Origin of the sequence: Pseudoalteromonas sp. SG41-2, from assembly GCF_014164535.1 — a bacterium.
GTDB classification, from domain to species: Bacteria; Pseudomonadota; Gammaproteobacteria; order Enterobacterales; family Alteromonadaceae; genus Pseudoalteromonas; species Pseudoalteromonas rhizosphaerae.
The window spans coordinates 1-19,852 of sequence record NZ_JACJFK010000044.1 but is presented as its reverse complement, the minus strand read 5'-3'; the positions used below and the strand labels follow the sequence as shown (position 1 = coordinate 19,852).

Genomic DNA, 19,852 nt, shown 5'->3' with positions numbered 1-19,852 from the left:
CAAGTTAGCAAGTTAGCAAGTTAGCAAGTTAGCAAGTTAGCAATATTTTAGCTTTAGAATTAAGCTGTGCAATATGAATTTTGAATTGTTTTTTATTAATTAAGAAAGTGGTCGGCGATGCAGGATTTGAACCTGCGACCCCTTGGACCCAAACCAAGTGCGCTACCAAACTGCGCTAATCGCCGATATTGAAGTATTAAACCTCGTTTTCATTGAACACTCAAACTGTGTATTTGAGACCACTTTTTGAGAAAGTGGTCGGCGATGCAGGATTTGAACCTGCGACCCCTTGGACCCAAACCAAGTGCGCTACCAAACTGCGCTAATCGCCGATATTATTTTTTGTAAATGGGGTGACTGATGGGGCTCGAACCCACGACAACCGGAATCACAATCCGGGGCTCTACCAACTGAGCTACAACCACCGCTATATTTACATGTTTTCAAATGGTGCACCCAGAAGGATTCGAACCTTCGACCGACGCCTTAGAAGGGCGTTGCTCTATCCAGCTGAGCTATGGGCGCATCGAAAACTTCATAGTTTACCAATAAGCCAATCTATTATAATAGAATAGTTACCTGCTTTTCAGCATTTAACTTGTGACTGCATAGGACATACCCAAACCAATCATTACCATTCTTTATAAATGAGAAAGTGGTCGGCGATGCAGGATTTGAACCTGCGACCCCTTGGACCCAAACCAAGTGCGCTACCAAACTGCGCTAATCGCCGATGCTTACTATTGTTAGCGAGTGACCTCGTTGACAACGGGGTGCATAATAGTGATTTGACGGTGTCAGGTCAAACCTTTTTTTAAGAAAATAAATCAATCGGTCATTTTTAGTTCATAATGGTTAAATATTGTGAGGATCAGCTAAAATTTCAACTGTTTTATATAATTAGCGGCTATATCAGAAAAGCAACTTGGCGCATTAGCGCTTTTCTGCGAAAATAGTAAGCATATTAAAAACGAGTAATAAAGAACGTGTTCTTTATTAGCATTATATTACCCCTATTTCTATATGCATTCGTTTTTTTAAAGTATCGGTATTAAGTTAACTAACCCCAATTAAAGGTCACCCATGACGGCAAACATCATCGATGGTAAGGCAATAGCTAAACAAGTACGCAGTGCAGTAGCACAAAGAGTAAGTGAACGTGTTGCAAACGGTTTGCGCGCACCTGGACTTGCAGTTGTACTTGTAGGGCAAGATCCTGCAAGCCAAGTTTATGTAGGTTCAAAACGTAAAGCCTGTGAAGAAGTTGGCTTTATTTCTAAATCATTTGATTTACCAGCAGATACAAACGAGCAAGCATTATTAGATTTAATTGATGAACTCAATAACGATGCACAAGTTGATGGTATTTTAGTACAACTTCCTCTTCCTGCTGGTCTTGATGTTGAAAGAATCCTTGAGCATATCACTCCACTCAAAGATGTTGACGGCTTTCATCCTTATAACATTGGCCGTTTAGCACAGCGTATGCCTGCTCTTCGCCCATGTACGCCAAAAGGTATTATTACACTGCTTGATTCGACCGGTGTAAAATACAAAGGCATGCATGCAGTTGTTGTTGGCGCTTCAAATATTGTTGGTCGTCCTATGGCATTGGAACTATTACTTGCAGGTTGTACAACCACTGTGTGTCATAAATTTACGCAAGATTTAGAAACTCATGTACGCCGTGCTGATCTGTTAGTTGTGGCAGTTGGTAAACCTGAGTTTATTCCTGGGGATTGGGTTAAAGAAGGTGCAATTGTGATCGATGTAGGCATTAATCGTTTAGATAGCGGCAAATTAGTCGGTGACGTACAGTATGAGATCGCTGAACAAAAAGCACATTTCATCACGCCAGTACCTGGCGGCGTAGGCCCAATGACAGTAGCAAGCTTGATTGAAAATACCCTTGAAGCCTGTGAAAAATACCATAGCTAATTAGCCTATAACGTCGCATCAAGAATTAACAAGGGTTGCTGTTTAGCAACCCTTTGTTGTTATTTATGAGGCTATTTTAGCTGAGCGCTGGCGCCGTGTTAGCTTTAACAATTGCGGCAGCACAGAGAAGAAAATCATTAAAACCATAATCGTATATTGCCAAACTTGATAGTGCTCACTTAGTAATACCACGGCGCAAATAATACCTGCGATCGGATTAGCAATCGTACCGAAAGTAAACTCAACCACCGTCATCCGGCCAAGTAACCAAACATACAAGATATACGCAAGCGCTGTATTTGGCACAATTAACCAAAATAATGCAAGCCACTGTATTGAACTGACACCATTAGCAAGTACTTGATATTGTTGTGGATCAAAGTAAATAGCTTGAGTCATTGCGACTAATGATAACAATGATCCGCCAATGATCAGCTGCCATGTTAATACCGTCCACCAATGAGTGTGGCTAGACATTTTTTGCACTAAAGTACTACCAACAACAATTGTTAACAACGCACCAATTAAAGCGAATACTCCTAAGGCATTAATCGTGACATGCTGGGGATCAAATAATCGCCAAGCCAAAATCACTAATACAAGTGCGCACACCGATTGCAAAAACGCTGGACGCTGCTTTTTAAAAACCCACGCATAAATCAACGCAACCACAGGCACAGAGACCATACCAACACCGGCAATTGCCGCTGGTAAATTAACCGCCATAATAAAAATAAAACTAAAAAACAGGGCAATATTAACCACAGCTAATAATACTAAACCGCGCCACTGTTTTGCTTTAGGCCATGATGGTTTAAGCACAAATAACAGTAAACCCGCAGGTAATGCTCGCAACGCGCCAAGTAATATTGGCGGCCAATCTGGGGTGGCATATTTAGTGACCGCATAGGTGGTGCCCCATAAAAAAGCAGGGATCATGGCAAGAAAAATATTCATTTCATTCCTTTCAAAATAACTAAGAAACGCAAAGGTAAAACCTAAGGTTAAGTTGAGGTCAAGCTAGAAAAAATAAAAAGGCCGCCAAATTGGCAACCCTTTGTAATACTTACTAATACAATACTTACTAAAATATGTCTTATTCAGCAATGCCTATTTGACTGGCACTAGTAAGGTAATTAATTACGCTTTACGCCATGTAGTTTTACCTGCAGAGTCTTCCAGTATTACTCCAAGTGCATTTAAAGCATCACGCGCTTCATCGGCCGCAGCCCAATCTTTACCCGCGCGCGCTTCATTACGCTTAACTATTAACGCTTCTATTTGGGCAACTTCGTCATCTGCTTGGCCACCTTGTAAAAATGCCTCTGGTGCTTGTTGAGCAACCCCTAACACTTCCCCAAGACTACGCAGTACAAATGCTAACTTACCCGCTTGCTCAGCATCAACGTCTTTTACACGGTTTAGCTCTTTGGCTAATTCAAATAACACCGGTAATGCTTCTGGTGTATTAAAGTCGTCATCCATTGCTTTTCTAAATTTAGCCACATGTTCATTTGTTGCTAAATCACAACTGATAGGCTCAACACCACGAAGTGCCGTATAAATACGCTCAAGCGACGAACGTGCTTGATCTAAGTTCTCTTGCGAGTAATTTAACTGGCTGCGGTAATGACCAGAAATTAAAAAATAACGAACCGATTCAGCATCATATTCTTTAAGTACATCACGAACAGTAAAGAAGTTGTCTAATGATTTTGACATTTTCTCTTTATTTACTTGTACCATCCCCGTATGGATCCAGGTATTGACGTACTTGCCGTTATTTGCACAGCATGATTGCGCAATCTCATTTTCATGGTGTGGAAACTGTAAATCTGAACCACCGCCATGAATATCAAAATGCTCACCTAAATGCTTTGAGCTCATTGCCGAACATTCAATATGCCAACCTGGACGACCTTCGCCCCACGGTGATGTCCATGATGGTTCACCCGCTTTGGCTTTTTTCCATAACACAAAATCAAGTGGATCATCTTTATCTTGTGCTACTTCAACACGCGAACCGGCTTGTAGCATAGTTAAATCTTGCTGTGACAATGCACCGTATTGCTCAAACGTTGAGACGTCAAATAAAACATCGCCGTCGGCTGCAACATAGGCGTGGCCTTTAGTAACTAGTCGTTCAACCATTTCGATAATTTCGTCCATATGACCTGTGACTGTAGGTTCAATGTCTGGGCGCAACATGTTTAGACTATCAAAATCTTTATGCATTGCTTTTGTCATACGCACAGTTAAGTCGTTAATCGCTTCGCCATTTTCATTCGCACGCTTAATGATTTTGTCATCAACATCGGTGATATTGCGCACATACTTTAAATCATAACCAATGTGACGAAGATAACGCACGATCACGTCAAAGCTTACAAATGTGCGGGCATGACCAATGTGACAATAATCATAAATGGTGATACCACACACATACATGTCGATCTTGCCGTCGACCATAGGTTTAAATTGCTCTTTTTGACGCGTGAGTGTGTTGTATATATTTACCATTTATTTTAAGTCCTTGACTATTTACTTGAATCGCTATGTTAACACTTGAAAAGCCCCTGCTCTAGCGCTTTATCAATTGAATAAGCACTTTGTTAATCTTAGCTAACTAAGATAAAATAGCGGCAAATAAATCAGCTAATAGGAAACCACATGGTTGTTCTACACACAAATTTTGGTGATATCACCATTAACATGCTCAAAGAAGATGCGCCAAACACAGTTAAAAACTTTTTACAGTATGCTAACGCAGGCTTTTACGACGGCACTATTTTTCACCGTGTAATTGATGGTTTCATGGTACAAGGCGGTGGTTTTGAACCAGGTATGACACAAAAAGAAGTGCATGATCCTATTCAAAATGAAGCAAACAATGGCCTTTCTAATAAGATTGGTACACTTGCTATGGCACGTACTCCTGATCCACATTCAGCAACAGCACAGTTTTTCATTAACGTGAATAACAATGACTTCTTAAACTTCAGCAGCGAAACATCTCAAGGCTGGGGTTACTGTGTATTTGCTGAAGTTGTTGAAGGCATGGACGTAGTAGAAAAAATTAAAGCCGTTGCTACAGGTAGCACAGGCTTTCATCAAGACGTACCTCTTGATGACGTTATCATCACAAGCGTAACTGTAAACTAATAGTACGCTTACCCACGTAACGTGGCGTTTTAGCGGGTATCTATGCTATACGTATATGCCCGCTTTATTTATTTTTAAAAGACTTACCTATGACTCGCCAAACCTACTTTATTGCCGACCTCCATTTAAGTGAAAATCGCCCAGATATCAGTGCAGCTTTTTATCAGTTTTTAGATACGCATATTATTAATAAGGATGTAGACGCGCTATATATACTCGGTGACTTTTTTGAAGTATGGGTTGGTGATGACTATGTAACCGCACTCTCAACTGAAGTTGCAAAGCATTTAAAAGTAGTGAGTGATAACGGCACCCCAGTATATTTTGTGCATGGCAATCGTGATTTCATTATGCGCGATAAATACGCCAAACAAGCAGGAATGACTTTATTACCCGAACAGCTGGTAATTGACTTATATGGCACTCCCACTGTCATTTTGCATGGCGATGAAATGTGCACACAAGATATTGAATATCAAAAGTTTCGTAAAAAAGGCCGCAGTTGGTGGTGGCCAAGATTAATGCTTGCTATGCCACTTTGGTATCGTCGTAAAGTTGCGCAAAATGCCAGAGAAAAATCAAAGCAAAATCAAACCGGTAAAGCGCTTGAAATATTAGATGTTACTGAACAAGCGGTACTAGCAACATTTGCAAAACACCAAGTAAAACATATGATCCATGGCCATACCCATCGCCCTAATGTGCATCATTATGAAGTAGATAAGCAAACACTCACTCGCACAGTGCTGGGTGATTGGTATACTCAAGGCTCTTATTTAGTTGTTACCGCACAGACACAAGAACTAGTAAGTGAACCATTCGCACAAATATAAAATATTGTCTACGCTTACTATATTGATCGTTTTTAGTACTGGTCGTAATGCTTAAATTATTTTTCATACTTATTTGTTTATTTTACGCAGGCCATACATACAGCCAAGATAAATGGCTTTTTGTTACCGAGCCTTTTCCCCCGTATTTTTCAGAGCAACTGCCGCAACAAGGTTGGTTAGCTGATATTATTATTACTGCATTAGCAAGCCAAGATATTGAAGCTAGCATTGAGTTTACAACTTGGGCTCGTGCACTAAGATTACTTGAAAAAAATAAGCGAACAGCTCTTTTAGGGGCTTATTATAGCGCCGAGCGAGAAAAAACATTCCACTATTCACGACCATTAGCAAAGTCATTTACTGGATTATTTAAACGAAAAAGTAGCAAAATAAATTACGATGGCAGTTTAACGTCATTACAGCCATACAGCATAAGTAAAGGTAGTAATTATATAGTTAGCGAGGGTTTTAGTAGTGAACATAATTTAGCCATTACAGCGACTAATGACTTGATCAGCAGCTTACGCGTGTTACAGCTTGGCCGCGTTGATTTAGTAGCTGGTACCAAAGAAGTCGGTGAGTACTGGTTAAACAATCATCCACAATTACAAACAGGACAGTCAATCGTATATATCCCTCCTCATTTAGCGTCCCACTACCTATATATTATTTTTTCCAAATCTGCTGTGCAAAGTAAGCAACAATTAATACAATTAGAAAACGGTTTCAACACCATTGTAAATAATGGTGAGGCCGCACAAGTTCTCCTACGCCATGGCTTTTCAGAAGCTAAGACTGAGCAATACCTACAATTTTTAAAACGTTAAAACACAAATGCTTATATGACTATCACTCCAAGCAACGAATTCTGCATCTTAAGATAGTTTGGGTATAGTAATAGTAAACTCAGTTTTAAAGCGCTCTGTAGAGTGTGGATTGGACTGTAATTTAATTTCCCCCTGCAAAATGTGTGTAACCCATTGGTGCACCATATATAAGCCAAGCCCAGTATTGCCAATACCACGAGCTGAGGTGTAAAAAGGCTCAAAGATGTACTGTTGAGACTCTGCTTTAATCCCAACACCGCTATCTGAAATGGTTAATTTAATGGATTGACTAGCAGCTTGTGCTATTTTTATCTCAATTTCACCGACTTGATTTTTGGCAAACCCGTGGGTTAGTGCGTTCATTATCAGGTTTTCTAGCACTTGGGAAATAATTCCTGGTCGGCTTTTTATATCTTGGTCAGTATCAACTAAGGTTTTCACTTTTACGTTTGAGTTTTTTAATCTTGAATTAAGGGAGATCAGTAAATCTTCAGTTATTTTTCTTATATTACATGTGATGACATCATCATTATGACGGTCTATCGCCATTTTTTTAAAACTTTTAACTAATACCGCTGCCTTATTTAAATTAATTTTAGCTAACCCTAAATTTTCCTCAATGCTCTGTGTGCTTTTATCTAATTGCGATTTAGTTAATCCGGTTTTTATCGCGTCACTCAACTTATTAATAACCACATTCGCGTTAGATACTGAGATAATAGCACCGCCAATGGGTGTATTCATCTCATGAGCAACCCCCGCCACCAACAACCCTAAAGACGATAGTTTTCGAGCTTCGAGTAAGCTTGTTTGTAATTGCTGCTGCTGCCTTATAGTTAAATCGAGCTGTTTGTTGACGCTATCTAACTCTACTTTTTCACGCTGTAGTTTATAAGATAAAGTAATTAGTTGCTGTTGGAATAAATATTCACGGTAACTAAAACCAAAACCGCAAATACATAAAACAACACTACACAGAGCAGCATATTGAAAAGCAGTCATTTTTGCATTATACAGCAGCTCTTTAGGGCTACCGATAAGTATAATAATCTCTTTATCTGAATCTGCGGTTCTTTGTGTTGATTCACGTAGTGAAACAATAGAGAATCGCCTGAAAGTATATAAACTGTCATGAAAAATACGTGAGGTGCTTTGTACGTCATGTTCAATGATGTGTTGCCAAAGCGCTGGAGAGTTATTTGCTAGCGAGTTATTAACTTGATTATACATAAACCCAAACTGTAATGCGGGATCCTTATTATACAACCAATAACCATCATGATTTAGAATATTTACTTGGGTGTTTTTTTCATCATATTGTCGAATATTACTAAATAAATAATCCAGATTAAAATTCACTACTAACAAGCCATCTATTAAATAATCACCACCTTGCGTTCTGTAAGTCACCCTAATTGTTGGCTCATGCGGGACAACAACTTTTCCACGCTCAATATTTAAATCAATTTCTGAAATAAATGTATTCGGTGGTGCAACTAACATCCCTTCTTTAAAGTAATAACGATTTTGCTTATTTTGTAATTGTGATACCTCAACAATTTCGCTTTTTTTATTGCTGAAATTAATTCTATAACGTTCTTTACCACTGCGTTCAAGCCAACGTATTTGTGAGATATTGGTTGATACAGAAGCAAAATTTAAAAAATAATCATTTATGAGCTTGTCGCTTTGTTGAGCGCTCAATGTATTTAAACCTGTATTACTTTTTAATACTTGGCCATTTGCTAACAGCTGAGTGAGTTTTTTAATACTGCTTAGCTCTTTAGATAAATCAGTACTCACAAGCACTAGTTTTTCATCTTGGCGCTCTTTTATTATGGTTACTTTTGACTGATAAACTTGCTCGTATACCAGCCAGCCAATTAATATCGCAACAAATAAAATAAACAGCGACTTTATGAGTACGCCTTTTTTGTCGCTATAAAATGAGTTACTTTTTTTAGTCATTTACATTATCAAACTGTGCTAACCAGATCAGTAAATCATCATAAAATAGCGGTTTTGAAAAAAAGTAACCTTGGGCCATTTCACAACCTGCTTGTTTTAACCATTGCACCTCAAATTCGTTTTCAACACCCTCAGCAATAACTTTAAAATCAAATTGCTTTGCGAGACTGATGATCATTTTTATCATGTATTGATTATTTATATTATGCTCAAGGTTGCTGACAAAGTAGCGATCAATTTTTATCGCATTTGACGGTATTTCATTAATGTGTGCTAATGATGAATAACCCGTACCAAAGTCATCAATACTCACTTTAATACCCAATGCCATAAATCGTGATAAAGCCTCTTTAATAAAGTTGTAATTACTGATCGCTTGGGTTTCTGTCACTTCAAGTTCCAGCATCGAGGGGGATACTTTATATTCTTCAATCCGACTCTTGATAGACTCAAAGTAAGAAGGCTCGATCAAGTCATAAGATGATGCGTTAAATGCAATGGGTAAGTTTATGCCACAGCTTTTTAGTTGATTAATAGTTTGTAGTATTTTTTCAAAAATAACATTATCAAGCTCATTAATTAAACCAGCGGTTTCAGCAAGCTCTATAAACTCTTCAGGATTTACAAAGCTGCCATCAGCCAACTGCCATCTAGCTAGCGCTTCAAAACCAATTGGTTTTAATGTTTTCAAGCACATTTTTGGCTGTAAAGCGATACGCAATTCTTTGGTACTAATAGCCGTCCTAAGGCGCGCCATCAACTCATAACGCCTTGTTATTGCGACTGTCTTTTCATCAGTATGCAAAATAAACTTCGTTTGAGTTACTTGCAAGTAATTTAAACTCGACTCTGCTAGGCTAATTACTTTTTCGGGAGTAATATTTGATGCGCAACTTAACTTTAACTCCAATACTCTTACGTCAATAAATTGCTTAACATTTTCAATTTCGTACTTTTGTTTATTATGAAAATGCGTAATATCATCGGCAATATCAAAATCAACATTGATGAGCATGCCAAAACTACGATTACTAATAATCGCAATTCTGGGGTCATACATTGAAAAAACATCTACAATACTTTTATGAACGAGTTTTATGATTTTTTTACAAAAATCGTAACCAAAGGTAAAAGCTTTTTCATCAAACTGGTAAATATCAAAAATAATCAAACGCATTTTGGATTTTTCATATACGTTCATATTTTTAATTTCGCGAGTTAACCAGTTTCTATTCTGTAAGTTTAATGAAACATCGGTATAGGCAAGCTCGGTTAATCTATTTAATAATGAAATATTAGCAAATCCGCTACTGACGTTTTCACTAAATACTTTCAATAAATATTCGTTTTCTTCACTAATGGGATTATCTGATTTTACCAAGGTAATATAGTGCGTGCCTTCAGCAATGGTTGCTGGGAAGAAGAAGATACTATGCTGATTTGAAAACACATGACGTTTCTCTTGAATCGCTAGCTGGAAGTCATCGTACATATCGGCCAGTAAATTGCTATCTACTTTTTGTCCTTTCATACCATTAAAGCAGCCGTTGGTAGTGAGGATCATTGCATTGTCGCCTTTATCAAGGTTGCTTGAACAAAGGATCCCGCCTCCCTCGGATATTTTTAAAATATTGCTTAGTTCTTGCAGCACGGCAGCTGAGTATGAGCCCATATCATGTTTGCTATTAATGCTCCTTGATGCATCAAGCACAAGTTGCAAACCTTGTTTAGCGGCTGTTATTTGCGAAATATATTGCCAAGTTCGCATATTACTATTAACGATTGATTCAAGCTTTTGCGCAGAAATGTCAGACTTATTCCAGTACTCATCAATATCGAGCATTTTCATCACATCGGTTTCAGGGGCTAAACCGGGCTGCCCTGTTAGTAACACGATACGCATTTCAGCGTTGCCAATCACTTCTCTGATGGTATTTACCAAACGCAGTCCGGAGTCATCTTCTTCCATAACCACATCGATAAAAACAAGTGCTATATCTGGGTGCATACTTAAAGCAAGCGCAGCTTCTGGTACTGAGTTGGCCGCTAATAACTCATATTTGTAGCCTTCTTTGGCCTTTAATTCTTTTAAGCTATTAATTAATGCGTGTTGATAATCGAGATCATCCTCAACAGTTAAAATTTTCCATACTTTAAGGTCGGTATTTACTAACTCTTCCTCAGCAGAAAATACAAATAATCCCTCATTCTCATCCATATATACCCACCAAAATAATAATAGCAATGGCCTTTCATTTACAATGCATTGCAAAGCAATAAAATAACTGATAAATAAAAATTTAACTTGCTTTAAATATTAGGTGAGAGTTTTTGATGTGTCTAATTTAAAAAAACTTTTGATAATAAAGTATGTGCTACAGCATGATTTGAAAAGCTGCAGCACATGTTGGTGTTGGTTAAGCGCTTTTATTTACCGGCGTACCACTGTGAAACTTAAAATCGTCATCACAAGATGTAATTAACTGCGCTTCAATTTCACCAAACTCTTTAACCCGCTCGGTAATATCAAAACCAGCAATTTCTTGGGCAAGAGTTAAATAGTCTTGGTAATGGCGTGCCTCAGAGCGCAATAACGAAATATAAAAATCACCTAAACGCTTATCTACATGGGGTGCAAGCGCGGCAAAACGCTCGCACGAACGAGCTTCGATGTAAGCACCGACTATGAGCTTATCGACCAGTGCATCTGGCTCAAAGGTTTTTACATGTCTTAGCATACCCTTAGCATAACGACACGGCGTAATACTTTGATACTCAATACCGTACTCATCCATGATCTCTAATACTTGATAAAAGTGGTGCAGCTCTTCTTTGATCAACATCACCATTTTATCAACCAAATCTTGCCCATAAGCTGAATCAGATTTTGGGATCACTGCTTTAGTCAGTTTGTTTTTAGCCGCAAGATCGCGCCAATTCCCTTCACGTTTGTATATCAGCGTTTCAAACGGCTTCAGCCACTCAAGCAAGGCATCGCTGCTTTGTTTATCCACGGCGTATTTACGAATTAAAAACATCGCAGATTGCGCGGCTTTAAGCTCACAGATGAGATGATCAATTAAAATAACCGCTAGGTTTTCTTTTTTAGTGGCTTCATCAATCCACCCTAAAGGGGTTTCACAACGTAAAAATTGCTTAATCGGTTCTAAAAGTTTGCTATGTGGCACGAAGGGAGTTGCTCATTAGTATCTGTCATTAAGAAAATGATTTTATCATGAAAAATGACTGATAATAAAACAAAGCTGGGGGTTTGATTAATTAAATAACCCGAACTCTAGTTAAATATATCCCCGCTGATTTTTTTGCTTTCGTCTCTCATTGGTGTTTCTTGACAAGACCCCATTACTGAACCATAACTTAATACAAGCTGTATAAAAATAAAACAGCGAACTAATACCAATCGACTTAAATATTTAACCATTCTAGCGAGCTAAATAAAGCGCTAACTGCGTTATAATTTTTTCAAGTAGAACAACTACATGTCAAAATTTACGCCTTGTTATCACTGTATTTATCTGTCGCTATAAATGGTCAGTAACTTAACACGATTGGTATAATTCCTTTTCATGGGGCACACAATTATGATACTAAACCATCTTTGGGGCATATATGCCCATCCACTCGAAGAGTGGCAAACAATAGATAACCGCCACGAGAGCTTAACATATAGCCTATCACATATATTACTGATAGCGTTGTTTCCATCTGCAATGGGTTATTACTCATCAGTTTATTTGGGCTGGAGTATCGGGGCTGGTAATCCGGTATTTTTAACCCACGATAGTGCAATACTGATTGCTGCAGCTATGTATGGCGCTTTAATTGTAGGTGTGTTTGCGCTGGCTTATTTAGCACATTGGATGGCTGTTACTTTTGGTGCAGAACCAACCTTTACCCAAACCTTAGAACTTGCAGCGTATACTTCAACACCAGTATTTATGTCTGCACTAGCGGCATTTTGGCCAGAACTATGGTTTGTTGTATGTGTGGGTTTGGTCGCTTTAGGCTATTCGGTCTACTTGCTGTATACCGGTGTGCCCATTTTGATGCATATACCGCAAGAGCGTGGCTTTATTTACGCAAGCTCTGTGGTAACTTGCGGACTAATTTTACTGGTGATTATTTTAGCTGTCACCGCCATATTGTGGACCAACGGTATCGTAAGTCCAACCTTTACATGATACCTAGTTCAACGTTAGAAGCTGTAAAATGTAGTATATAGTAGTGTTATTATTTTCTTTCCTTCGCAAAAAAGGAGCTAAATTTAGCTCCTTTTTTATTTCGCTAGGCAGAGATTAATCTGAGCCGTTTTCTTCTTGATTATGTAACTCTAAACCAGAAGACATGGCACTTTCACGACTACTTTTTGCCGAATCATTACGCAGCTGTTCAATACGATTCAAATAATTCTGATCGATACCACCGGTAATATATTGGCCATCAAATACTGATGTTTCAAATCGTGTAATTTCTGGGTTTTCCTGCGCTACGGCAGCAATCAAATCAGGTAACGATTGGAAAATCAAACCATCAGAGCCAATGCTTGCATTGATATCTTCAACTTCACGTCCATGGGCAATCAACTCAGCCGCAGATGGCATATCAATACCATACACGTTCGGAAAGCGAATTTCAGGTGCAGCAGAAGCAAAGTAAACGTTTTTAGCACCAGACTCACGCGCCATTTCAACAATTTGTGCTGAAGTAGTGCCACGTACAATCGAGTCATCAACTAGTAATACGTTTTTACCTTTAAACTCACGGTCAATTGCATTGAGCTTTTGACGTACTGACTTTTTACGCATTTCCTGACCAGGCATGATAAACGTACGGCCAATGTAACGGTTTTTAACAAACCCTTGGCGATATGGCAGATTAAGTACGCGGGCGATTTCCAATGCCACATCACATGATGTTTCTGGGATTGGAATAACAACATCAATATCTTTATCAGCCCATTCGCGAGCAATTTTTTCGCCAAGCTTAGTGCCCATATTTACACGTGTAGCGTAAACAGACATGCGATCGATATTTGAGTCTGGACGTGCAAAGTAAACAAATTCAAAGATACATGGCGAGTAAGATACTTTATCTGCGCATGTTTGAGAGTAAAACTCACCGCCTTCAGTAACATATATCGCTTCACCAGGAGCGACATCACGCACAAATTCAAAACCATCGGTTTTTAACGCAACGCTTTCAGAGGCAAACATATACTCGGTGCCATTTGCAGTTTCACGTTTACCAAACACTAATGGACGAATACCATTTGGGTCACGAAACGCGATAATACCATGGCCAATTACCATAGCGATGGTGGCATAACCGCCTTGAACTTTATTTATAACTTCGGTGATACCGTTAAAAATATCTTCAGGGTCAAGATGTAGTTTATTTGGTTTACTTAATTCATGAGCCATGATGTTAAGTAAAATTTCAGAATCTGAGGTTGTGTTAACGTGGCGACGTGCTTCACAGAACAATTGATCTTTAAGCTGCTCTGCATTGGTTAAGTTACCGTTGTGTGCTAAAGCAATACCGAACGGTGAGTTAACATAGAACGGCTGCGCTTCAGACGAGCTAGAAGAACCTGCTGTCGGATAGCGTACATGGCCGATACCAATAGTGCCTTGTAAACGCTTCATATGACGGGTGTGAAATACATCTTTCACTAAGCCATTTGCTTTGCGTAAACTAAAGGTGTTGTTTTCAATGGTAATGATGCCCGCGGCATCTTGACCACGGTGTTGCAAAACAGTTAAGCCATCATAAATCGCCTGATTTACAGGAGATGTTCCGACTATTCCAACGATACCACACATGAAATTTTTCCTCGCCGATTAACGGTTGACCGAATTTAAAAAGCTAGAGTTATTTTCGAGGTATGAAAAAAACCACTCAACAACAAAGCCAAATTCTGGGATCAAAATAGAGTTACCCCACCAGTGCGTATTGGGTGCACCAGTAAAAGCATCAAGAAAGAAGAGTAACGCGCTCACGACCAACACGCCACGAAGTGCACCAAAGACAATGCCGAAGACACGGTCTGTGCCAGACAAACCAGTACGTTGTACAAGTTCACCTAGAAGGTAGTTTAACAATCCGCCTAACAATAGCGTCGCAAAGAATAATATGGCAATGGCCGCTGCATTTCTTAAAAGGGGTTCAGAAATACTTGTTAGGAATGATGCTAAATATTGGTAAAACAAGCTAGATATGATAAATGCGCCAGCCCACACAGCCAAAGACATTGCTTCTTTTATAAAGCCACGAATTAAACCGATAATAGTAGACAGTGCAATAATGCCAAAGATGGCGTAATCAACCCAGATCATATGAACCAACTAGTCGTTAATTTGGGGCGCATTCTATAAGAGGTCAGCACTAAATGCCAGATCATTTTGCTACTTCAAATTGGGTAACTTTTCCGTTAAGTTTAGTAAGTGCTTTTAATTCAGGGAGTTTGCTCTCAAGCTGGGCTTTATCAAGCGACGGACCCACAAAAACTTTGGTTAAAGTACCATTTGGTGTTTTAACTGGACGGGTAAAGGTTTTAAACCCTTTGTCACTTAGTTTAGCTTGTAGCGATTTTACATTCGCACTATGCGAAAAGCTCCCCAACTGAATTACATATGCCATTTTCGATAAATTTTCTTCAGGCTTACGTGATGGCTCAGGCTTTTTTTCAACAGGTTGTGCTGTAGTCGTTGCTACAGTAGTTTGCTCAGTCGATGCTTCAACCATTTTTTTCGCTACTAGCGTCGTCTCTTCAACCGCATCAGAGGAACTTGAGATTAGGTCATCATCTGGCAATATATCTTCCTCAGGCTCTTCGTTTGGCTGTTGTGCGTTAGCCACTTGATCATCTATTGAATCTTGCAAGTCAATAGTTGTGAACTCAGGACGTTCCGGAATGGCTTTAAAGCCTTCTTTGTAATGTACTTTTTCGCCATCAAGAATATTAGGAATAAACACGATAGCTGCAATCACCACAATAGTTGTGCCGACTAAACGATTTATAAAGCCTGAGTTCACCTGATTCCTCTCTATTTTTTCCAATAATTGATAGCAGCTGCAACAGTTAAGAAGGAGCCAAATATGATTAACGCCGTCTTCTCATCAAGCTGTGGCAACACACCATCCAATGCGTCTGCAACTGTTTGATATTTTTCAATTGGCGCGCTTGTATGCACATTATCCATGGATTTAGCTAAATTCTCTACTTTATCGCCACGAAAGCAATTAAGTCCGGCTAAACACCACGCATCAACTACCGGGCTAACTTCATTTAATACAGCGACTTTGTCTTTATCAGCCAGCATAGCGACTAACGCATGAACTTTAAAGCCTTGATCTTGCAGGTTAGCTAACTTTTTAGCTAAATAGCGTGCAGATTCAGCATTATGTGCCACATCAGTATAGACCATAGGTTTGCTGCTTAGTTGCTGAAAACGCCCTTCAACAACTAAATTAGCTAAACAATCACGGATCACTGCCTCACTAGGTAATAAATCTAACACGGCTAATGTGGTTAGTGCCGTTGCCGCGTTTTGGCATGGGATTGATGGTTTAGCAAACTCAAAGTGATGGGCTTGATATTGCCAACTAAAACTTTGCGCATGCTCTTTAAATATAAAGTCACGCCCTGATAAATGCATCACCGCGTTAATTTCATGACCGTAGTCGGTGACTGTGTGCGGTATATTTAAATCGCCGACAATGGCAGGTGTGCCAGTACGGAAGATCCCTGCTTTATCATAACCCACAAGCTCTCGCGTATCACCAAGGTACTCTTTATGATCTAGATCTATGGTGGTGATCACACTGGCAAATGGAGTAACAATATTGGTAGCATCGAAACGCCCACCTAAACCCACTTCTAACAGCACATAATCAACGCTATGGCGTTTAAAAATAGCCAGTGCGCCTAAGGTGCCATACTCAAAATAAGTCAGTGGCGTGTCACCGCGGCCTTGCTCGAGCAAGTCAAACGCATCAACATGAAATTGATCATCAAGCTCAGCGCCATTAATGCGCACTCGCTCGTTATAATGAATTAAATGAGGAGAGGCATAGGTACCAACCGAATAACCTTGGGCAAGCAGCAGTGATTCTAAACATCGGGCAGTGGTGCCTTTGCCATTGGTGCCGGCTATTAGAATAATTTTACTTGGGCTATCTAGTAAACCAATGGTATTGGCAACTTTGGCAACGCGTTCTAAACCCATGGCAATATTTGCTGGGTGAACACTTTCTAAATAACAAAGCCAATCATCAAGGCTTGATGATTGGCTAGGAAGATTTTTTGTCATAGCGTGTAATCAGTAAAGCTGAAATTTACGCTACTCTATGCTCTTGTTCCGTAGAAGGCAAGTTCATAAATTTAGCTAGTATGCGGGCAAGTGTGTCACGCATTTCACGGCGATCAATAATCATATCGATGGCACCATGCTCGAGTAGAAATTCACTTCGTTGGAAGCCTTCAGGTAAGGTTTCGCGCACAGTTTGTTCAATTACACGAGGACCCGCAAAGCCGATTAATGCTTTTGGCTCCGCCACGTTGATATCACCTAGCATAGCTAATGATGCTGATACACCGCCCATAGTTGGGTCAGTCATTACTGAGATAAACGGTAAGCCTTGTTCGCTCATCTTAGCAAGTGCAGCACTGGTTTTAGCCATTTGCATAAGCGACATTAGTGCCTCTTGCATACGTGCGCCACCTGAAGCTGAGAAGCAAATTAGCGGCATGTTATGCTCTAAACACTGATCAACAGCATCCACAAAACGTGCGCCAACAACCGATGCCATTGACCCACCCATAAATGAGAATTCAAATGCGACGGCGGCCACTGGAATGCCTTTTAAGCGTCCCTTCATCGCGACTAATGCGTCTTTTTCGCCACTTGATTTTTGTGCGGCGGCGATACGATCTGAATATTTTTTCGAGTCTTTAAACTTTAAAATATCTTTTGGTTCGTGCTGTGTGCCAAGTTCTTGGCGGTCGCCATCATCCAAAAAGTGCTCAAGGCGTTTACGGCCACTCACACGCATGTGGTGATTGCATTTAGGACATACATTGAGTGATTTTTCTAATTCAGCTTTATATAAAATCGAATCACAATCTGTACACTTTGCCCAAACACCTTCAGGGATCTCTTTACGAGCCGAAGACTTTGTTGTTTTAGGTAGGATTTTTTCTAACCAACTCATTTGCAACTCTCTTAATACTATTCTGTGCTTTGCTGCGTTCCTGCCAAATCATTATTGACAGACAAATTTTTTCAATTAAAACATGAATTCCACACAGGCGGTATAAAAAACTGGTCTTAGTAGTGAAATGCCTGCAAGGTTATGTTTAATTTATCACCAATTAACCCTTCACATCCGTTAAGAATAAAGGGCCAAGTGGTGTCGACGGAATTTCAAACCGCGCCGGATAGTCAACATCAACTAAGTATAAACCTGCCGCCTTTGCCGTCGCACTGGCTTTGGCTCGCTCTTTTAAATCAAGTAACTCTTTTAGCCACACAGGTTGCTGCTTATGAATACCAATATCGGTTAAGCAACCGGTAATGTTACGCACCATGTGGTGTAAAAATGCATTAGCCTTAATATCAATAATCACATAACTGCCTTGACGCTCAACTGACAAGTGATGAATAGTACGTGTAGCAGTATTCGCTTGACAATGCAAAGCTCTGAATGACGTAAAATCATGCTCGCCTAATAGATATTGACATGCTTCTTGCATTTTAGTTTCATCAAGTGGGTGATGAAAATGCGTAACGCCTTCATTTAATATTGCTCCTCGAAAGGCGTTATTGTAAATAACATAACGATAACGACGAGCTGTAGCACTAAAACGTGCATGAAAATCATCACTCACCGGTTTTGCATAGCGAATAGCAATATCTTTCGGTAGCAAGGTATTCATACCCATAGTAAATGCAACCATATCGCGTTCAGCATCGGTATCAAAATGCACCACTTGCCCAGTGCCATGCACGCCGGCATCAGTGCGCCCAGCACAGACTATTTCAACTGGATGATTACAAATACGCGAAAGCGCGGTTTCTACTTCTTGTTGTACGCTATTTACATGCGATTGACGTTGCCAACCACTATAACGGGCGCCGTTGTACTCAACTCCAAGTGCTACTCGCATAATTACTGCTTTACCTACTGTGCTAATGAACGGGGCATTTTATGCTATCTGACGCTGCAATAAAAGTGACTCTATACAAATTAAGCGCACAGTAGCCAAGCGAGCTTTTTTCTATTGCTAAAAAAACGGCGAGTAAACTAAATTTACTCCCCGTTTTAACTATAAATGCAGAAACAACTTACAGTAATTTTGCTTTTAAGCTTTGTGCTTCTTCTTGTACTTCTTCGGGACCATTTGCTATCACTTCGTCAATAGCGTCAAGGGCTGCATCCATATCCCCTATTTCAATATAAGCACGTGCTAAATCAAGTTTTGCAGAATAACCGCCACTTTCAGCATCCACATCAGTTGGGTTATCTCCAGCAAGTAAGGCATCAAACTCACTTAATCCGACATCCATATTTACATCATCATAAGGTTCATAATCTAAGCTTGTATCATCACTTTGTTCAATCAAAGCATCAATATCGACAAATTCATCCGCAACGATGTCCTCATTTGTTGATGTATTCACGTCTTCACTTAATTGCTCCGCCGACGGCACATCATCAGGTACTGAAAGCTCTTCAAGTGCAGCAAGATCTTCACTGAGTAACGCATTGAAATCAACTTCAAACTCGCTGCTATCATCTATTTCTAAAGACTCAGGTTCAGCCAACTCACTAAGCAATGCATCAAAATCTGTTTGGGTGAGATCAGCCATAAAATCATCATCAAGCTGATCATCTGACAACGATTGTTCCAGTGGATCTTCAAGTTCAGTCGCGAAATCACCATGATATTCATCTTCTAACGCATCTGTAAGTTCATCTTCAAGAACAGGCTCTTCTTCAACAACTAGTTCGTCTTCAGCAACCAGTTCATCTTCAACAACTGGCTCATCTTCAACAACTGGTTCGTCTTCAACAACTAGCCCGTCTTCAGCAACTGGCTCA

The 19,852-nt window shown here is 39.6% G+C and carries 17 protein-coding genes and 5 tRNA genes; 5 read left to right on the top strand and 17 right to left on the bottom strand.

Going from position 1 to position 19,852, the window contains the following annotated elements; translation table 11 throughout:
• Window positions 1–108 precede the first annotated feature (108 nt).
• The 5 genes from H5186_RS21400 to H5186_RS21380 form a co-directional block, all read right to left on the bottom strand.
• A tRNA-Pro gene (locus H5186_RS21400) sits at window positions 109–185 on the bottom strand.
• Window positions 186–255: 70 nt separating this feature from the next.
• Window positions 256–332, bottom strand: a tRNA-Pro gene (locus tag H5186_RS21395).
• 17 nt (window positions 333–349) lie between these two features.
• Window positions 350–425: transfer RNA gene (locus H5186_RS21390), tRNA-His, on the bottom strand.
• 23 nt (window positions 426–448) lie between these two features.
• Window positions 449–525: transfer RNA gene (locus H5186_RS21385), tRNA-Arg, on the bottom strand.
• A 131-nt stretch (window positions 526–656) separates the two neighbouring features.
• Window positions 657–733 (bottom strand) — tRNA-Pro (locus H5186_RS21380).
• 350 nt (window positions 734–1,083) lie between these two features.
• On the opposite strand from H5186_RS21380, the gene folD reads away from it, so the two are divergent.
• Window positions 1,084–1,938: a bifunctional methylenetetrahydrofolate dehydrogenase/methenyltetrahydrofolate cyclohydrolase FolD gene (gene folD, locus H5186_RS21375; protein WP_149980758.1), complete on the top strand. Its 855-nt coding sequence runs from the start codon at window positions 1,084–1,086 to the stop codon at window positions 1,936–1,938.
• Between the two features lie 63 nt (window positions 1,939–2,001).
• Here folD and H5186_RS21370 read toward each other — a convergent pair whose 3' ends face one another.
• Window positions 2,002–2,895, bottom strand: coding sequence for a DMT family transporter (locus H5186_RS21370; RefSeq protein ID WP_182740252.1), 894 nt, complete (start codon window positions 2,893–2,895; stop codon window positions 2,002–2,004).
• A gap of 183 nt (window positions 2,896–3,078) precedes the next feature.
• Entirely contained in the window at window positions 3,079–4,458 is a 1,380-nt protein-coding gene (gene cysS, locus H5186_RS21365; RefSeq protein WP_182794937.1) for a cysteine--tRNA ligase, read from the bottom strand.
• A 150-nt stretch (window positions 4,459–4,608) separates the two neighbouring features.
• Between cysS and H5186_RS21360 the strand changes: the two genes are divergently transcribed.
• The 3 genes from H5186_RS21360 to H5186_RS21350 all read left to right on the top strand — a co-directional run bounded on the left by H5186_RS21360 (window position 4,609) and on the right by H5186_RS21350 (window position 6,760).
• On the top strand, window positions 4,609–5,100 hold the full coding sequence (locus tag H5186_RS21360) for a peptidylprolyl isomerase (protein WP_145241476.1): 492 nt from the start codon (window positions 4,609–4,611) through the stop codon (window positions 5,098–5,100).
• Between the two features lie 89 nt (window positions 5,101–5,189).
• Window positions 5,190–5,933 (top strand): UDP-2,3-diacylglucosamine diphosphatase, encoded by a 744-nt coding sequence (locus tag H5186_RS21355; RefSeq protein ID WP_182718149.1) that lies wholly within the window; start codon window positions 5,190–5,192, stop codon window positions 5,931–5,933.
• A gap of 47 nt (window positions 5,934–5,980) precedes the next feature.
• The gene (locus tag H5186_RS21350; protein ID WP_182718150.1) at window positions 5,981–6,760 is read left to right on the top strand and encodes an ABC transporter substrate-binding protein; all 780 of its coding nucleotides are present in this window, start codon (window positions 5,981–5,983) and stop codon (window positions 6,758–6,760) included.
• A 48-nt stretch (window positions 6,761–6,808) separates the two neighbouring features.
• On the opposite strand, the gene H5186_RS21345 is transcribed toward H5186_RS21350, so the two are convergent.
• From H5186_RS21345 to miaE, 3 genes are all read right to left on the bottom strand, one after another.
• Entirely contained in the window at window positions 6,809–8,728 is a 1,920-nt protein-coding gene (locus H5186_RS21345) for a sensor histidine kinase (RefSeq protein WP_182718151.1), read from the bottom strand.
• A complete protein-coding gene (locus H5186_RS21340) occupies window positions 8,721–10,946 on the bottom strand; it encodes an EAL domain-containing protein (RefSeq protein ID WP_182794936.1) in 2,226 nt (741 codons plus the stop codon). Before H5186_RS21340 ends, H5186_RS21345 begins: the two co-directional genes overlap by 8 nt.
• A 199-nt stretch (window positions 10,947–11,145) precedes the next feature.
• Window positions 11,146–11,916, bottom strand: a complete 771-nt coding sequence (miaE, locus tag H5186_RS21335; protein WP_182732574.1) for a tRNA isopentenyl-2-thiomethyl-A-37 hydroxylase MiaE — start codon at window positions 11,914–11,916, stop codon at window positions 11,146–11,148.
• Between the two features lie 414 nt (window positions 11,917–12,330).
• Between miaE and H5186_RS21330 the strand changes: the two genes are divergently transcribed.
• Entirely contained in the window at window positions 12,331–12,930 is a 600-nt protein-coding gene (locus H5186_RS21330) for a Yip1 family protein (protein WP_145241488.1), read from the top strand.
• A 114-nt stretch (window positions 12,931–13,044) separates the two neighbouring features.
• Here H5186_RS21330 and purF read toward each other — a convergent pair whose 3' ends face one another.
• The 7 genes from purF to H5186_RS21295 all read right to left on the bottom strand — a co-directional run.
• Window positions 13,045–14,571: an amidophosphoribosyltransferase gene (purF, locus tag H5186_RS21325; RefSeq protein WP_182718155.1), complete on the bottom strand. Its 1,527-nt coding sequence runs from the start codon at window positions 14,569–14,571 to the stop codon at window positions 13,045–13,047.
• A gap of 18 nt (window positions 14,572–14,589) precedes the next feature.
• Complete coding sequence (locus tag H5186_RS21320) at window positions 14,590–15,084, bottom strand: CvpA family protein (protein WP_054206292.1); 495 nt, start codon at window positions 15,082–15,084, stop codon at window positions 14,590–14,592.
• Window positions 15,085–15,145: 61 nt separating this feature from the next.
• On the bottom strand, window positions 15,146–15,784 hold the full coding sequence (locus tag H5186_RS21315) for an SPOR domain-containing protein (RefSeq protein ID WP_182794935.1): 639 nt from the start codon (window positions 15,782–15,784) through the stop codon (window positions 15,146–15,148).
• A gap of 11 nt (window positions 15,785–15,795) precedes the next feature.
• Entirely contained in the window at window positions 15,796–17,061 is a 1,266-nt protein-coding gene (gene folC, locus H5186_RS21310; protein WP_182768354.1) for a bifunctional tetrahydrofolate synthase/dihydrofolate synthase, read from the bottom strand.
• A 25-nt stretch (window positions 17,062–17,086) separates the two neighbouring features.
• Complete coding sequence (gene accD / locus H5186_RS21305; protein ID WP_145241496.1) at window positions 17,087–17,962, bottom strand: acetyl-CoA carboxylase, carboxyltransferase subunit beta; 876 nt, start codon at window positions 17,960–17,962, stop codon at window positions 17,087–17,089.
• 160 nt (window positions 17,963–18,122) lie between these two features.
• Complete coding sequence (gene truA / locus H5186_RS21300) at window positions 18,123–18,917, bottom strand: tRNA pseudouridine(38-40) synthase TruA (protein WP_149980769.1); 795 nt, start codon at window positions 18,915–18,917, stop codon at window positions 18,123–18,125.
• 178 nt (window positions 18,918–19,095) lie between these two features.
• Window positions 19,096–19,852: FimV/HubP family polar landmark protein (locus H5186_RS21295; protein ID WP_310737097.1), on the bottom strand; the 757-nt coding region annotated here is incomplete at its 5' end.

Excerpts from the sequence above, each read along its gene's own strand:
- H5186_RS21350 (WP_182718150.1), top strand. The coding sequence starts at position 5,981 with ATGCTTAAATTATTTTTCATACTTATTTGTTTATTTTACGCAGGCCAT.
- folD (WP_149980758.1), top strand. The coding sequence starts at position 1,084 with ATGACGGCAAACATCATCGATGGTAAGGCAATAGCTAAACAAGTACGC.
- H5186_RS21360 (WP_145241476.1), top strand. The coding sequence starts at position 4,609 with ATGGTTGTTCTACACACAAATTTTGGTGATATCACCATTAACATGCTC.
- folC (WP_182768354.1), bottom strand. The coding sequence starts at position 17,061 with ATGACAAAAAATCTTCCTAGCCAATCATCAAGCCTTGATGATTGGCTT.
- accD (WP_145241496.1), bottom strand. The coding sequence starts at position 17,962 with ATGAGTTGGTTAGAAAAAATCCTACCTAAAACAACAAAGTCTTCGGCT.
- cysS (WP_182794937.1), bottom strand. The coding sequence starts at position 4,458 with ATGGTAAATATATACAACACACTCACGCGTCAAAAAGAGCAATTTAAA.
- H5186_RS21330 (WP_145241488.1), top strand. The coding sequence starts at position 12,331 with ATGATACTAAACCATCTTTGGGGCATATATGCCCATCCACTCGAAGAG.
- H5186_RS21355 (WP_182718149.1), top strand. The coding sequence starts at position 5,190 with ATGACTCGCCAAACCTACTTTATTGCCGACCTCCATTTAAGTGAAAAT.
- H5186_RS21370 (WP_182740252.1), bottom strand. The coding sequence starts at position 2,895 with ATGAATATTTTTCTTGCCATGATCCCTGCTTTTTTATGGGGCACCACC.
- H5186_RS21345 (WP_182718151.1), bottom strand. The coding sequence starts at position 8,728 with ATGACTAAAAAAAGTAACTCATTTTATAGCGACAAAAAAGGCGTACTC.
- truA (WP_149980769.1), bottom strand. The coding sequence starts at position 18,917 with ATGCGAGTAGCACTTGGAGTTGAGTACAACGGCGCCCGTTATAGTGGT.
- H5186_RS21340 (WP_182794936.1), bottom strand. The coding sequence starts at position 10,946 with ATGGATGAGAATGAGGGATTATTTGTATTTTCTGCTGAGGAAGAGTTA.
- purF (WP_182718155.1), bottom strand. The coding sequence starts at position 14,571 with ATGTGTGGTATCGTTGGAATAGTCGGAACATCTCCTGTAAATCAGGCG.
- H5186_RS21320 (WP_054206292.1), bottom strand. The coding sequence starts at position 15,084 with ATGATCTGGGTTGATTACGCCATCTTTGGCATTATTGCACTGTCTACT.